The organism is Marinomonas maritima, assembly GCF_024435075.2.
GTDB lineage: Bacteria > Pseudomonadota > Gammaproteobacteria > Pseudomonadales > Marinomonadaceae > Marinomonas > Marinomonas maritima.
In genome coordinates, this window is the sequence record NZ_JAMZEG020000005.1 from 21,643 (window position 1) to 36,483 (window position 14,841).

Genomic DNA, 14,841 nt, shown 5'->3' on the forward strand with positions numbered 1-14,841 from the left:
AGACTTTGAGTTTACGAGGAAAATAATGAAATTTTCAGTCGTCCGCGAGACACTTCTTAAGCCACTTCAACTAGTGGCAGGCGTTGTAGAGCGCAAGCAAACTATGCCCGTCTTGGCTAATGTTCTGCTTGAAGTTAAAGACCAAATATTAACCCTTACCGGTTCAGATTTAGAGGTAGAGTTAATTGGTCATGTACCATTAGATGAGTGCGAAGAGGGTCGTATTACCGTCCCTGCTCGTAAGCTGATGGACATTTGTAAAAGCCTACCTGACAGCGCAGTGATTGAATTTACACTGGATGAGCAAAAAGCCGTGATCCGCTCTGGCCGTTCACGCTTTAGTTTGTCTACGTTACCAGCGGATGAATTTCCAAATATTCAAGACATGCAAGGTGATTTGACGGTTTCTATTCCTCAAAACAGTGTACGTCGTTTGATTGATCGCACAGGCTTTGCTATGGCGAACCAAGATGTGCGTTATTATTTGAATGGCATGTTATTGGAAGTGGCTGATGGTCAGTTACGTGTTGTTTCAACCGATGGCCATCGATTGGCAACAGCGGTTGAAGATGCTCAAGTGAGTGGAGATTTGACGCAAGTCATTGTTCCTCGTAAAGGTGTTTTGGAACTAAACCGCCTATTAAATGACACGGATGAATTAGTTGAGCTTGCTATAGGCACGAATCATATCCGTGCCAAAGTCGCAGAGTATATTTTCACTTCAAAATTGGTGGATGGAAAATTTCCTGACTACCATCGAGTTATTCCTCGCAATAATGAAAAAATCATCATTGCAGATCGTTTAGAGCTGCGTCAGGTTTTCTTACGAGCGTCGATTTTATCAAACGAGAAATACCGTGGTGTACGCTTGATTTTGTCTAACGGTATGCTGCAAGTGTTTGCCAACAATCCAGAGCAAGAAGAAGCCGAAGAGTCGGTTTTGGTTCAATACCAAGGCGATAATATGGAAGTGGGCTTCAATGTTGGCTATTTGTTGGACGTATTGGGTGTTGTCGATACACAGGAAGTACGTTTGTCACTAAACGACTCTAACAGCAGTGCTTTGATTGAAGAAGCTGACAGTCATGCTGCGCAATACGTTGTTATGCCAATGCGTTTGTAAGCACGATCTAAAAAATCTGTTTAATAGCAATACAACCCGTTTGGCATTTTAGCGCATTAAATAGCCAAGCGGGTCTTCCCTACCCTAAGTAAGGTTTATCTGTTATGCCGCTGGTGCGTTTGGACATCTCTCATGTTCGCAACCTTTCTAGTGTGCGTTTTGAACCTTCGCCTCAAGTAAATGTGATTGTCGGAAAAAACGGCAGTGGCAAAACCTCCGTATTAGAAGCCATTCATTTGCTGTCGTTTGGTCGATCCTTTCGTAGCCATAAATACAAAACCTACATTCAATACGACAACGACGCTTGTGTTGTGTTTGCCCAGTTGCATCAAGCGCAAGGCAACCCGATTCCTGTCGGCCTGCAGCGTTATCGAGATGGTCAGATTGATGTGCGTATTCAAGGTCAACGCGCGCAATCGGTGATTGAGCTCGCTGAACGTCTACCTGTGCAGCTAATTAACCCTGATGCATTTCGATTATTAGAAGGATCACCGAGTATTCGGCGCCAATTTATCGACTGGGGTGCTTTTCATTTTGATAAAGGCTTCATTCATGCGTGGAGAGGCTGGCAAAAAGCATTAAAACAGCGGAATACCTTGCTCAGACGTGGTAAAATCTCCAGCAGTTTATTGGCGGCATTTGATCAGGAACTGATCCGCTTAGGTGGACAAGTGAATGAGTCCCGAAAAGCCTATGTGGAAAAACTCACACCACATTTCACGACCGTTTTGTCTTTGTTATCGACGGAACTGTCAGTTGATTTGCAGTTTTTTCAAGGTTGGGACGCACAGAAAAGTTTACAAATGGCGGTTGAAGCTGGGCGAGAGCGAGATATTGAGCTGGGTTACACACATACTGGCCCCCAAAGGGCAGATTTACGTGTAAAGACCGCCACGGGTGATGCGTTAGATTCGCTGTCTCGTGGTCAATTAAAGCTGGTGGTATCCGCGCTTAAAATTGCTCAAGGACAGCTACTGATCGATATGGGTCGCCCTCTGGTATTTTTAGTGGATGATTTACCAGCAGAGTTAGATGCCAATCATAGACAGAAACTCTGTCAATTATTGGAATCATTAAACAGCCAAATTTTTATTACCAGTGTTGAACCCGATACAACGGATTTTACTTGGGCCGACACAACAGACGTTCGTCAGTTTTCTATGAGTAACGGCGAATTGTCTCTATTGAGCAAAGGTTTGCAGGAGAGTTAAATGAGTGAAAATAATTACGATTCGTCCAGTATCAAGGTGCTCAAAGGACTAGATGCCGTACGTAAACGCCCCGGCATGTATATTGGCGATACGGATGATGGTACTGGTTTGCACCACATGGTATTTGAAGTCGTGGATAACTCCATTGATGAAGCCCTTGCTGGTCATTGTGACACTGTTACTGTGCTGATTCACCCAGATGAATCCATCTCTGTATCGGATAATGGCCGTGGTATTCCGGTTGATATCCATGAAGAAGAAGGTATATCAGCTGCAGAAGTGATCATGACTGTTTTGCATGCTGGCGGTAAGTTCGATGATAACTCTTATAAGGTATCTGGTGGCCTTCATGGTGTTGGTGTTTCTGTTGTAAACGCCCTATCTGAAGCCCTCACCCTTACCATCCGCAAAAATGGCAAAGTATACGAACAATTTTATGTGCATGGTGTGCCACAAGCACCATTGGCGGTTGTTGGCGATTCTGACGGCGCAGGCACCACCGTTCATTTCAAACCATCCCCTAATACATTCAACAACATCTTATTTGTTTATGATATTTTGGCGAAACGTCTACGTGAATTGTCATTCTTGAACTCAGGTGTGGCTATTCGATTAAAAGATGAGCGCACAGGTAAAGAAGACTTTTTCAACTATGATGGTGGTTTGCGTTCGTTTGTTGAGCATTTGAACACGAACAAAACACCGATCAACGACATTTTCCACTTTATTTGCCAACGTGATGACTTAGAAGACGGTATCGCCGTTGAAGTGGCATTACAGTGGAACGAAGGCTTCCAAGAAAACATCTACTGTTACACCAACAATATTCCACAACGCGATGGCGGTACTCACCTAGCCGGTTTTCGTGGTGCGTTGACGCGTACGCTAAACAACTTTATTGAAAAAGAAGGTCTAGCGAAAAAGCAGAAAGTCGCGACAACGGGCGATGATAGTCGTGAAGGTTTGACCGCCATTGTGTCTGTGAAAGTGCCCGACCCTAAATTCTCTTCTCAAACCAAAGACAAGCTCGTGTCTTCAGAAGTAAAAACTGCAGTAGAGCAGGAAATGAGTAAACGCTTTTCCGAGTACTTACTTGAGAAACCAGGCGAAGCCAAAATCATCGTGAATAAGATGATTGATGCGGCTCGTGCTCGTGAAGCCGCGCGTCGTGCTCGTGATATGACTCGCCGTAAAGGCGCGTTAGACATTGCCGGCTTGCCAGGTAAATTGGCAGACTGTCAGGAGAAAGACCCAGCGCTTTCTGAAATCTACTTAGTGGAGGGTGATTCTGCCGGTGGTTCAGCAAAACAAGGTCGTGACCGTCGTACTCAAGCGATTTTACCGCTTAAAGGTAAAATCCTTAACGTCGAAAAAGCACGCTTTGATAAAATGTTGGCGTCTGTTGAAGTTGGCACCCTAATTACCGCACTGGGTTGTGGTATCGGTCGTGACGAATTCAACGCCGACAAATTGCGTTACCACAGTATCGTCATCATGACCGATGCCGATGTGGATGGATCGCACATTCGAACTTTGCTGTTGACCTTCTTCTTCCGTCAAATGCCAGAAATCATCGAACGTGGTCACATCTTTATTGCTCAACCACCTTTGTTCAAAATCAAACGTGGCAAGCATGAACAGTACATCAAAGATGAAGCTGCCATGGACCAACATCTTATCGAGGTGGCGCTTGATGGTGCTCACATGCACGTTAACGCCGATGCTCCTGGGATTCAAGGCGAGTATTTAGCGAAGCTTGTACGTGATTACATTCACATTGAAACGGACTTAAATCGTTTGTCCCGTGTGTACCCAAAAGATGTAATGAGCAAACTATTGTACTGCAAAGCGTTGACACAAGAAAACCTTACCAACGAAGTGTCGGTATTGGAATGGGTCGAAGCGATTCGTAGCCAAATGCCACAAGATGCACGTACTGGTTTCCGTTTTGATTTCTCGGTTGAAAAAGACGATGAGCGCAATATCTACTTGCCTGTCGTTGATATTATGTCTCATGGTGTGTCGAACCGTTATCGTTTTGAAGGGGCTTTCTTTAATTCGCCTGAGTACAAACGTATTGTCGCTATGTCTGAAACTGTCGCGGAATTGTTTGGTGAAGAATCCTTCATTCAGCGTGGTGAACGTCGTGAAGCCGTGAAAACCATCAGCGACATGAAAGCGTGGTTGATGAAAGAAGCGTCGCGTGGCATGACAATCCAGCGATACAAAGGACTGGGTGAGATGAACCCAGATCAGCTTTGGGAAACCACCATGGACCCTGAAGCTCGCCGCATGCTTCGTGTTACCATTGATGACGCTGTTGCAGCGGATCAAATGTTCACGACCTTAATGGGTGATGAAGTTGAACCGCGTCGTAATTTCATTCAAGAAAACGCCTTGAACGTAGCGAACTTGGACATATGATTTTTTGATTAGCAAATAAAAAAGCGGTTAGAGCTATCACTCTAACCGCTTTTTTTATCGATTCCTGTGACACTTTGATGAACCACACTTCTTCCCGTTTACTCGTCCAACACAATAACGTATTTAAAAATCACTAAAGCCGCTCGAAAGCGGCTTTATTTTATGTTGATACGGTATTGAGGGTAAGAACTAAATGCCCAGCTTATCTCGTATATTGTAGTACGCGGCACCAACTGCGGTGTAAGGAATACGTAGTAGTCGCCCACCAGGGAATTGATATTGCGGCATGCTGGCGAATACATCAAAGCGCTCTGTATCACCGTGAATCGCATCGGATAGAATTTCTCCCATCAAATGGGAATTGGTCACACCGTGGCCTGAATAGCCTTGGGCGTAGTAGAGATTATCGCCAATCTTACCAACTTGTGGCATACGCATCATGGTCAGAAGAAAATTTCCTGTCCATGCAAAGTCGATTTTCACGTTTTGAAGAATCGGGTAGGTTTTGAGCATTTTCGGTACGATAATGGATTCAATTTTGCCTGGATCACGAGCACCATAGGTTGTCCCGCCCCCATAAATTAGTCGACCGTCTCCTGAGAGACGATAATAGTCTAATAAATAGTTACAGTCTTCGACACAATGTCCAGTTGGTAACAGTCTCTTTTGGATGTCTTCAGGTAAAGGTTCGGTGGCGATGACTTGGGTGCCACAAGGCATGGCTTTTTTCTCTACTTCTGGAAGTAAACCAAACATATAAGCATTACCAGCAACAACAATGGTGTCTGCAACAACAACGCCTTGTTTGGTCACCACTCTGCCAGGTTTTCCTGGTTCAAGACGAATGACTTCGGAGTCTTCAAAGATTTGACCACCGAGTTCTTCAAAGGATTTTGCTTGGCCGAGTACCAAGTTCAATGGCTGAATGTGTCCGCCCTTTCGATCTAATAAGCCACCAACGTAACGGTCTGATCCAATGTGGTCTTGAATCGATGAGGCTGAAAGCAATTCTAGCTCGTTGTGACCGTGTGATTCCCACAAGGCTTTTTTGGCTTTGAGGTCTGCAAATTGTTTTGGGTTGCAGGCTGCAAATACGTTGCCATGTTTTAGATCACAATCGATGTTGTATTTTTCGATGCGGTGGCGAATCAACTCAGAACCGGCAAAGGCCATTTTGGCCATTTTCTTGCCGATGTCATCACCGTAGCTTTTGAAGATGTAGTCGATGTCGCGGTTGAAGCTGTTAACGATCTGACCGCCATTTCGACCAGACGCACCGAACCCGATACGACTGCCTTCGACCACAATGACTCGTTTGCCTTTTTCCGCTAGGCTTAATGCAGTTGAAATACCGGTGAACCCTGCACCGACAACACAGACATCGCAATGATGTTCGCCAGTCAGTTGAGGACGAACGACTTTGTCATTAGCAGAGGCCGCGTAATACGAATTTGCATGATTTGGAGATGACATAGATAACCTCTGTTATTTTAAGCTGATCCAAGTGTTTTTAATTTCGGTGTATTTTTCCAGTGCATGCCAAGATTTATCGCGGCCATTACCAGACGCTTTAACACCACCAAAGGGTACCGTAGTGTCGCCATCACCCCATGTATTAACCCAGACCATGCCGGACTCTAATAGACGACTCACACGGTGCGCACGCCCCAAATCATTGGTCCATATTGATGCCCCTAAGCCATACTTTGAGTCATTTGCTAATTCGATGGCCTCTTCTTCAGTATCAAACAACATTACTGCTAACACTGGACCGAAAATTTCTTCGCGAACGAATTCCATCTCGTGACTGGCGTCCGTAAAGATGGTCGGTTTAGCATAGAAGCCTTGGCCTTTTTGATAATCAGGAATTCCCCCGTACGTAAGCGTAGCACCGTCTGCGATCGCACTTTCGATAAAGCGTGTGACGGTATCAAGCTGAGCTTTGTCGACCATGGGCCCCATTTTTGTTGCAGGGTCTAATGGATCGCCCGGCACGTAGGCTTTTGCTGCGTCGAGCAGTGCAACCATGAATTCGTCTTTGATACTGCGATGAACATACAAGCGGGAGCAGGCAATACATACTTCCCCTTGGTTAGTGAAGATAGCCGATGCAGCGCCTTTTGCGGCTGCTTGGATGTCTTTACAGTCATCAAATACGATGCAGGGTGATTTTCCACCTGCTTCGAGCCAAACCCGTTTCATGTTGGATTGACCCGCGTATTGCATCAGTAGTCCTGCCACGCGGCTAGAACCAGTGAACGCTAAGGTGCCAATATCGTGGTGCAGCGCAAGGGCTTTTCCAGCGGTATGACCAAAGCCTGGGAGGACGTTGAATACACCGTTTGGAACCCCTGCTTGGGTTGCTAACTCGGCAATTCTGAGAGCGCTCAACGGCGATTTCTCAGACGGTTTTAAAATGATGCTGTTGCCCGCAGCCAAAGCCGGTGCAATTTTCCACATCACCATCATTAATGGGTAATTCCAAGGCGTAATAATAGCGACAACGCCCAATGGTTCGCGGCTGATCAGTGCCAAATTGCCTGGGTTCGTTGGTGCGATTTCACCGTATAATTTGTCAATGCACTCCGCTGACCAGCGTAAGCTGTCGATCGAATCCGGCACGTCTATGCCAACCATTTCTGATATCGACTTACCCATATCCAAGGTATCGATTAAGGCCAGTTCATCTTGGTGTTGTTCTAGCAAATCTGCCCATTTTTGTAGGATACGTTTGCGCTTGTTCGGCGCCATATTCGACCAAACGCCGCTTTTAAATGCCGCTTTGGCCGCCGCGGTAGCAAGGTTCACATCCGCTTCATCGCAGCTGGCGACTTTTGCCAACAAGGATTCGTCCGTCGGATTGACACAATCAAACGTGTCTCCGCTTTGTGCAGGCGTGAAAACACCATTAATGTATGCGTCGGAATGCAGGCTAATTGTGTTACGAAAGGCTTGCCATTCTTTATAGGTTTTCATACGTAATTCCCTTCTTTGTCGTTGAACAAAAAACGTTCAATGAGTTGCTATGAATCTAAATTAACTGAATACCGCCCTTTCACACCATATCCCCGTGGGGGTATATCGTAATTTTCCGAACGCTCTAATATGACGTAATTCGCTCAAGAACAGCGTTTAGCTTTATAAACAATGAACACTACCTTAATAAAATATCGCTTGGAGAACTCTGCCTATGTCAAAGATAACGGTTGCTGCCACGCAAATGCATTGTACGTGGAATCAGAAAGATAACGTCGATCGTGCTGAAAAGCTAATACGTTTGGCGGCAGCAAAAGGCGCTCAAATTATTCTTATTCAGGAATTGTTTGAAACGCCATATTTTTGCATTGAAATTCACGAGCCTTATCATAATTTAGCCACAAGGCTAGAAGAAAACGTGGCTTTTAAGCGTTTTCAAAAACTGGCTATAGAGCTCAATGTTGTTCTGCCATTTAGTTGGTTTGAGAAAGCCGGACAAGTGCGTTTTAACTCACTGGCTATGATCGATGCTGGTGGCGAATTACTTGGCGTCTATCGAAAAACACACATTCCAGACAGCGATGGCTATCTTGAAAAATATTACTTTAGCCCTGGAGATACGGGCTTTAAAGTGTGGAATACTCGATTTGGTTGCATTGGTGTGGGTATCTGCTGGGACCAATGGTTTCCAGAAACAGCGCGTGCCATGGCATTAATGGGTGCTGATTTGCTGCTTTTTCCAACAGCAATTGGGTCTGAACCTAGTCAATCTGATCTCGATAGCATGCCTCATTGGACTAATACGATGCGTGGTCACGCAGCAGCGAATCAAACGCCAGTGGTTGCTTCTAATCGTATTGGCACTGAGCAGGCTGAACATCGTGATTTAGCGTTAACATTTTATGGTTCGTCATTTATTTGTGATGAGCGCGGTGAGCTCATCGAGCAAGCTGATCGCGACAGTGAATGTATTCTTGTGCATACGTTTGATTTGGAGAAAGTTCGCACTCAACGTAAAGCATGGGGGCTTTTCCGTGACCGTCGTCCCGAGCATTATGACGTCATCAAAACCCTCGATGGCCAAATAAAATAGGAGGTAGCATGTTAACCACGCCAAAAGCAGATGGTTTCTGGATGCCCGGAGAACATAGCCCACAGAGTACGGTATGGCTAGCATGGCCGACGCGTCCCGATAACTGGCGCGATAATGGCTTGCCAGCACAAGCGGCGTTTATACATTTTATTGAACGCTTAAGTGGATATGTCACCGTAAAATTAGCGGTTTTGCCCGAATTTGAAGCGCAAGCCCAAAGTATGTTGCCCTGTTCTACTCAGCTTTTTCCTATGGCCTACAATGACGCTTGGATGAGGGACATTGGCCCAACGATGCTGGTTAATGAAGCGGGTGTTAAACGAGCTGTAAATTGGAAATTTAATGCATGGGGCGGTGAATTGGATGGGCTCTATGATGATTGGTCTGACGATGAAAACGTCGCGACTCATGTCGCACAGCAAGAAGGCGTAGAAGGTTATGACGCGCCTTTTGTACTTGAAGGTGGCTCGATTCACTGCGACGGCGAAGGCACACTCTATACAACGGAAGAGTGTTTGTTGCACCCCAGTCGGAATCCTGAGTTAAGCCGTGAAGACATTGAAGCGCAGCTCAAAGAATACTTGTCGATTGATACTGTTATCTGGTTGCCTCTAGGGTTATTTAATGATGAAACCAATGGTCATATCGACAACATCTTGCATGTTATTCGCCCTGGGGAAGTATTACTGACAGTCTGTCATGATAAAGAAGATCCTCAATACGCCATCAGTCAGCAGGCATTAGAAATATTGTCTAGCGTACGTGATGCCCGCGGTCGTAACATTATTGTGCATGAGTTGCCTATGCCTGGGCCGCTATTTATGACTGAAGAAGAAGCTTCAGGGTTAGTACAGCCTGACCGTATGCAACGCGCAACAAATGATCGTTTGGCAGGCTCTTATGCGAATTGTTTAATTTGTAATGGCGCCGTGTTTTATCCATTACTAGATGAAAAAAACGACAAAATCGCCCATGGTGTCTTACAGACAGCTTTTCCCAACCACGAACTGATAGGCATTCCAGCGCGTGACATTGTGTTAGGGGGTGGAAACTTGCACTGTATTACACAACAAATTCCTGCTTAGTTTTCTTATTAAGTATCTGAAAAAAAATGCCTAGCAATCGCTAGGCATTTTTTATGTTTCTATAAGGACGGCTAAATGAGATCAGTGTCCAGTTTTAATATCCGTCCATAATCGCACCATTAAACGATCGATTTTTAACCCTCTTACCTTCTGAGCGAACATTTTTTTCTTCACTTCATCGCTTGGATAGATGCCTTTATTGTTTGCAATATCAGGGTCTTGTAATGACATGGCATCTAAGTTCGGATTGGCATAAGCAACGTAGTTTGAGACATCCGCAATGATTTCAGGGCGCAATAAGAAGTTGATAAATTTATAGGCTGCGTCTTTGTTTTCAGCGCCTTTTGGCACCGCGAGCATGTCAAACCAGATCTGTGTTCCCTCTTTAGGAATACTGTATTCGATGTTCACACCGTTGTCCGCTTCGATGGCTCGATCTTGTGCTTGAATGACATCTCCTGACCAACCAATGGCCACACAGATGTCGCCGTTAGCAAGCGCGCTGATGTATTGAGAAGAATGGAATTGACTTACATAGGGACGAACACTTTTGAGTAAGGTCGCGGCCTCACTGTCTAGTGCATAGTCTTTCGGATCGCGACTGTTTGGGTTTTTACCTAAATAGTTGAGCGTCAGTGGGTACAGTTCATCTGGTGAGTCTAAAAACATAACACCACATTTTTGCAGTTTAGCCATGTTCTCTGGTTTAAGCACTAAGTCCCAGCTGTTTACGGGCGCATTTTCCCCTAATACTTCTTTAACTTTATCGACGTTGTAGCCAATCCCCGTTGTTCCCCATAAATACGGTACGCCATATTGGTTGCCCGGATCGACAGCTTCGAGGAAGGACAACAGTTCTGGGTCGAGGTGTTTTAGGTTGGTTAACTGGTCTTTGTCCAGTTTGCCAAACACGCCTGCTTGAATTTGACGGCCCATAAAAGAGGCAGTAGGAACCACCAAATCATAACCTGAACTACCCGCAAGGAGCTTTGCTTCTAGTACTTCATTACTGTCAAAAACGTCTTGTATTACTTGAATGCCAGTTTCTTTTTCAAAACGTTCAATGGTATCTTCAGCAATGTAATCTGACCAATTGAAGAATTTTAGTGTTTCTGCAGATACGGAGGTGGCTGCCGTACCTAACGCACAGACGATACCCACAATCGGTAATATTTGGCGCATTTTATGATTTTTTTGTATCATGATTTGGTTCCTTCAATGATAAAGTTATATAAAACCACGCAAGGCTTTTTTATCCTTGTCATGATCTATAGCAGATTAAAAATGATTACACATTGAGCAAAAGATGTTCTCGTTCCCAAGAGCTTATGACCCGATTAAAGGTTTCGAACTCACTGCGTTTTACGCCCATATAAGCGGTGACAAAGTCATTTCCTAGGATGTCACATAATGGTTCGCATTCTTCCAATAGGCGCAAGCCTTCTTCTAGCGTTCGAGCAATTTCTACTTCCGGATGATCGGATGGAGGCTCATTGTTTTTGACAGGATCCGTTGGCTGTATTTTTTGTTTCATACCTAAATAGCCACAAGCGAGAGTCGCAGCAATGGCAAGATAAGGGTTGGAGTCGGCGCCAGGGAAACGGTTCTCTATACGTGTGGCTTCTGGTGGTGCAAAGGGAATGCGTAGCCCAGCGGTACGGTTATCAAATCCCCAATTCATATTGATAGGCGCTGCCATTTCCGGCGAAAAACGACGATAAGAATTGACGTTTGGAGCAAAGAAAGAAATCGCATTAGGTGTGAATCTCTGCAACCCCCCTAAATAGTGGTAAAACAATTCGCTGGGCTTACCGTTGTCGTCAAAGACGTTTTTGCCGGTTTTGGCATCCACCAAACTTTGATGAATGTGCATCGAGCTGCCGGGTTCGTTTTTCATTGGTTTTGCCATAAAGGTCGCATAGACACCATGTTTAAGCGCCGCTTCACGTAAAGTACGTTTGAACACAAACACTTGGTCAGCTAGGTCTAATGGGTCACCATGAATAAAGTTAATTTCCATTTGCGCGGCACCTGATTCATGAATCAAAGTGTCAACATCCAAATTTTGAGCTTCACAATAACTGTATAGCGTATCAATGATGCCATTGAATTCATTGACGGCATCAATACTGTATGAACGACGTGATGTTTCTCTCTTTCCTGAGCGCCCGACGGCAGGTTTCAGTTCATAGTCTGGGTCCGTATTGGGTTGGATTAAATAAAATTCGACTTCTGGTGCGATGATGGGCTTTAGGCCTTCTTTTTCGTAAAGCGACAATATGTGGCGCAAAATAGTACGACTAGCCAACGGATGAAGGTTGCCATCGGTGGTATAGCAGTCGTTGATTACTTGAGCGGTAGGTTCGTCGGCCCAGGGCACCATACGCAGTGTGTTTGGATCAGGCTTAAGTACCATGTCACGATCACTTGCGTCGATAATGTCGTAATGGTTGTCGGCCCAATCACCTGTCACACTTTGCACCAGAACGGTTTCTGGAATGCGACCAGTCTTCTCTGCAAGGAATTTGAAGGTAGGGTAAAACTTCCCCCGTGCGTTCCCTGTCATATCTGCTAGTGTTGACTCGACTTCAGTAATTGCATGCTCTTTTAAAAAAGCTTCAAACGCTGTCATAACTCACCTTAAGTTGGCTGCTTCACGAATATTTTTTGAGCAGTAAGTTATTATTTACTGCCTCTGCATTTCAATTTTTATTTTCTGGTAACCCGAATAATGCTTCGGTTTAAACATTATTTTACTTTGATCATTAAATCAACACCTCGTTAAAAAATAAGTTCAGATTCCAATTGACACTACCTATAAAATCGATTAATCATTCGGTTATTGAGTCTTGAACTATGATAGGAGTGCACCTTGAAGAAACACGAACCATCGTATTATGAAGCTACGGCGAAAAACGTAAGAGATCGTCCCCAATTGGTGGGCGATCACAGTGCCGATATTTGTATTATAGGTGGTGGATTTACAGGAGCATCTGCGGCGTTGCACCTTGCTGAGGCGGGTTACCAAGTCATTCTATTGGAAGCCAATGAAATTGGCTGGGGGGCATCAGGTCGTAATGGAGGGCAAATTTGCCAAGGCCATAATATGGGCCATGCTGATATGGTCAGTAAAGTAGGAAAAGAAACGGCTGACCTACTGTGGCAAACCTCAATTGATTCTGTGACCATGGTCAAAGATCTTATTACGAAATACCAAATTGATTGCGATTTAACCTCAGGCGTCTTGCACGTGGCCTCTAAGTCACGCCATGCCGATGAAATTAAAGAAGAGGTTCATTATAAACGCAACATTCTACAGTACGAGGGCGTCGACTTTCTCGATGCAAAGGCCGTATCCGATAAGCTTGGCACTGATCGGTATTACGGCGGTGAGTGGTACAAAGAAGGCGCTCACATTCACCCTCTAAATTTTGCGCTTGGGTTGGCAAAAGCCGCAGAGGCTCACGGAGCTAAACTGTACGATAACTCAGCCGTATTGGAATATCTCGATGGTAAAAATCCAGAAGTCATAACAGCGAAAGGCCGAGTGAAATGTCGTTATTTGTTGTTTGCTTGCAATGGTTATCTTGGGAATTTAAACGGCCCTGCAGCACGCAAAATAATGCCTATTAATAACTTTATTATCGCCACTGAGCCATTGCCAGAAGCCGTTGCTGATCGTATTAATCCTGATCGTATTGCAGTTGCTGACTCAAAATTTGTGGTGAACTATTATCGCTTATCACGTGACAGGCGCATGCTTTGGGGGGGAGGTGAAAACTACAGCCAACGTTTTCCTAAAGACATTGCTGGATTCGTCAAAAAACATATGGTGGCAACTTACCCAGAGTTAGGTGATTACCATATTGACTATGCTTGGGGTGGTACGCTTGCCATCACGCTTAACCGCATGCCGCATATTGCGCGTCAACAGGAAAACATATTTGTTGCTCATGGTTATTCCGGACACGGGGTGGCAATGGCAACCTATGCGGGGGCGATTTTTGCCAAGGCTGTACAAGGTTCGTTAGAAGAAATCGATGCATTTGAAAAGCTGCCTACTCGCGACTTCCCCGGCGGTACATTGCTACGTTGGCCGGGATTGGTCGCTGGCATGCTGTATTACTCGATGTTAGATCGTTTGCCGTGATTTGAAAAATGCCTAAGTATTGGTGTATTTAGTGCTCTTTGGTATGTGTATAATTTAAACAAATATTTGATGTATCCTGTTGATAAGGAAGCTACACCCAACCATGGCCACCCCCCCTACGACAATGAAAATTATGCAATCTGTTTCACCCCGCAGCGAGCCTGTTCAGTCTCGTTCTATTAAGCGTGCGCAGCAAATTTTAGATGTCACCAGTGAGTTACTGGAAACCGTTGGATTGAATGATCTAAACACAGCGATTATAGCGAAAGAAGTAGGCATTTCGGTGGGGTCGTTGTACCACTACTTTCCTAACAAACACGCCATCCTTTATGCCATGGGTAAGTCATGGCTCGACAGTATCGAAGAAGTACTTAAAGAGATCCAAGAGTGGACTCTAGAGGACATGACACTGGCGCACTTTATCGATCAAGTAGTGGATATCAATCTACGTACCTACCGACAACAGCGTGCCGTATTACGCTTGGTACAAGCGATGTTCTCGGTGCAAGAATTGCGAGAATTGGACGAACGCCATGATGACATGGTGATCTCACAAATGGCCAAAGTGTTTAAGCGTATTGGCTTCAAAAAACATATTCGTGAGCGAGAGCGTATTGCACGTTTATATCTAGAAGTGACTCATAGCACGTATTTGGTCGTGGTAAACCAAAATGAGCGTCGTGCTGCGCGTACCCTAGCCGATCTCAAGTTGATGCTGACTTGTGTTCTTGATCATCATCTTAATGAACCTGAATAATCACCTCTGATACAGACGATAA

General features: G+C 44.9%; 11 protein-coding genes. 7 read left to right on the forward strand and 4 right to left on the reverse strand.

The window, feature by feature from the left end; translation table 11 throughout:
• Positions 1-25: 25 nt before the first annotated feature.
• From dnaN to gyrB, 3 genes are all read left to right on the forward strand, one after another.
• A complete protein-coding gene (gene dnaN / locus M3I01_RS17515) occupies positions 26-1,123 on the forward strand; it encodes a DNA polymerase III subunit beta (protein ID WP_255897226.1) in 1,098 nt (365 codons plus the stop codon).
• A gap of 104 nt (positions 1,124-1,227) precedes the next feature.
• On the forward strand, positions 1,228-2,334 hold the full coding sequence (gene recF / locus M3I01_RS17520; RefSeq protein ID WP_255897227.1) for a DNA replication/repair protein RecF: 1,107 nt from the start codon (positions 1,228-1,230) through the stop codon (positions 2,332-2,334).
• Positions 2,335-4,758, forward strand: a complete 2,424-nt coding sequence (gene gyrB, locus M3I01_RS17525) for a DNA topoisomerase (ATP-hydrolyzing) subunit B (protein ID WP_255897228.1) — start codon at positions 2,335-2,337, stop codon at positions 4,756-4,758. It begins immediately after the preceding gene.
• A gap of 189 nt (positions 4,759-4,947) precedes the next feature.
• Here the strand turns inward: gyrB and M3I01_RS17530 are convergent, their stop codons facing one another.
• Positions 4,948-6,231, reverse strand: a complete 1,284-nt coding sequence (locus M3I01_RS17530; protein WP_255897229.1) for an NAD(P)/FAD-dependent oxidoreductase — start codon at positions 6,229-6,231, stop codon at positions 4,948-4,950.
• Positions 6,232-6,243: 12 nt separating this feature from the next.
• Positions 6,244-7,734: an aldehyde dehydrogenase gene (locus M3I01_RS17535; RefSeq protein ID WP_255897230.1), complete on the reverse strand. Its 1,491-nt coding sequence runs from the start codon at positions 7,732-7,734 to the stop codon at positions 6,244-6,246.
• 214 nt (positions 7,735-7,948) lie between these two features.
• Between M3I01_RS17535 and aguB the strand changes: the two genes are divergently transcribed.
• Positions 7,949-8,827 (forward strand): N-carbamoylputrescine amidase, encoded by an 879-nt coding sequence (aguB, locus tag M3I01_RS17540; RefSeq protein ID WP_255897231.1) that lies wholly within the window; start codon positions 7,949-7,951, stop codon positions 8,825-8,827.
• An 8-nt stretch (positions 8,828-8,835) separates the two neighbouring features.
• On the forward strand, positions 8,836-9,912 hold the full coding sequence (gene aguA / locus M3I01_RS17545) for an agmatine deiminase (protein WP_275565215.1): 1,077 nt from the start codon (positions 8,836-8,838) through the stop codon (positions 9,910-9,912).
• Between the two features lie 81 nt (positions 9,913-9,993).
• Here the strand turns inward: aguA and M3I01_RS17550 are convergent, their stop codons facing one another.
• Both M3I01_RS17550 and M3I01_RS17555 read right to left on the reverse strand, forming a co-directional pair.
• Positions 9,994-11,115 carry an extracellular solute-binding protein gene (locus tag M3I01_RS17550; RefSeq protein ID WP_317133938.1) on the reverse strand — a complete coding sequence of 374 codons (1,122 nt, stop codon included), beginning with the start codon at positions 11,113-11,115 and terminating at the stop codon, positions 9,994-9,996.
• A gap of 85 nt (positions 11,116-11,200) precedes the next feature.
• Entirely contained in the window at positions 11,201-12,544 is a 1,344-nt protein-coding gene (locus tag M3I01_RS17555) for a glutamine synthetase family protein (RefSeq protein ID WP_255897233.1), read from the reverse strand.
• Between the two features lie 240 nt (positions 12,545-12,784).
• Here M3I01_RS17555 and M3I01_RS17560 point away from each other — a divergent pair, with 240 nt between their 5' ends.
• Together M3I01_RS17560 and M3I01_RS17565 are read left to right on the forward strand one after the other, a co-directional pair.
• Positions 12,785-14,062: an NAD(P)/FAD-dependent oxidoreductase gene (locus tag M3I01_RS17560; RefSeq protein ID WP_275565216.1), complete on the forward strand. Its 1,278-nt coding sequence runs from the start codon at positions 12,785-12,787 to the stop codon at positions 14,060-14,062.
• 103 nt (positions 14,063-14,165) lie between these two features.
• The gene (locus M3I01_RS17565) at positions 14,166-14,819 is read left to right on the forward strand and encodes a TetR/AcrR family transcriptional regulator (RefSeq protein WP_275565217.1); all 654 of its coding nucleotides are present in this window, start codon (positions 14,166-14,168) and stop codon (positions 14,817-14,819) included.
• Positions 14,820-14,841 lie beyond the last annotated feature (22 nt).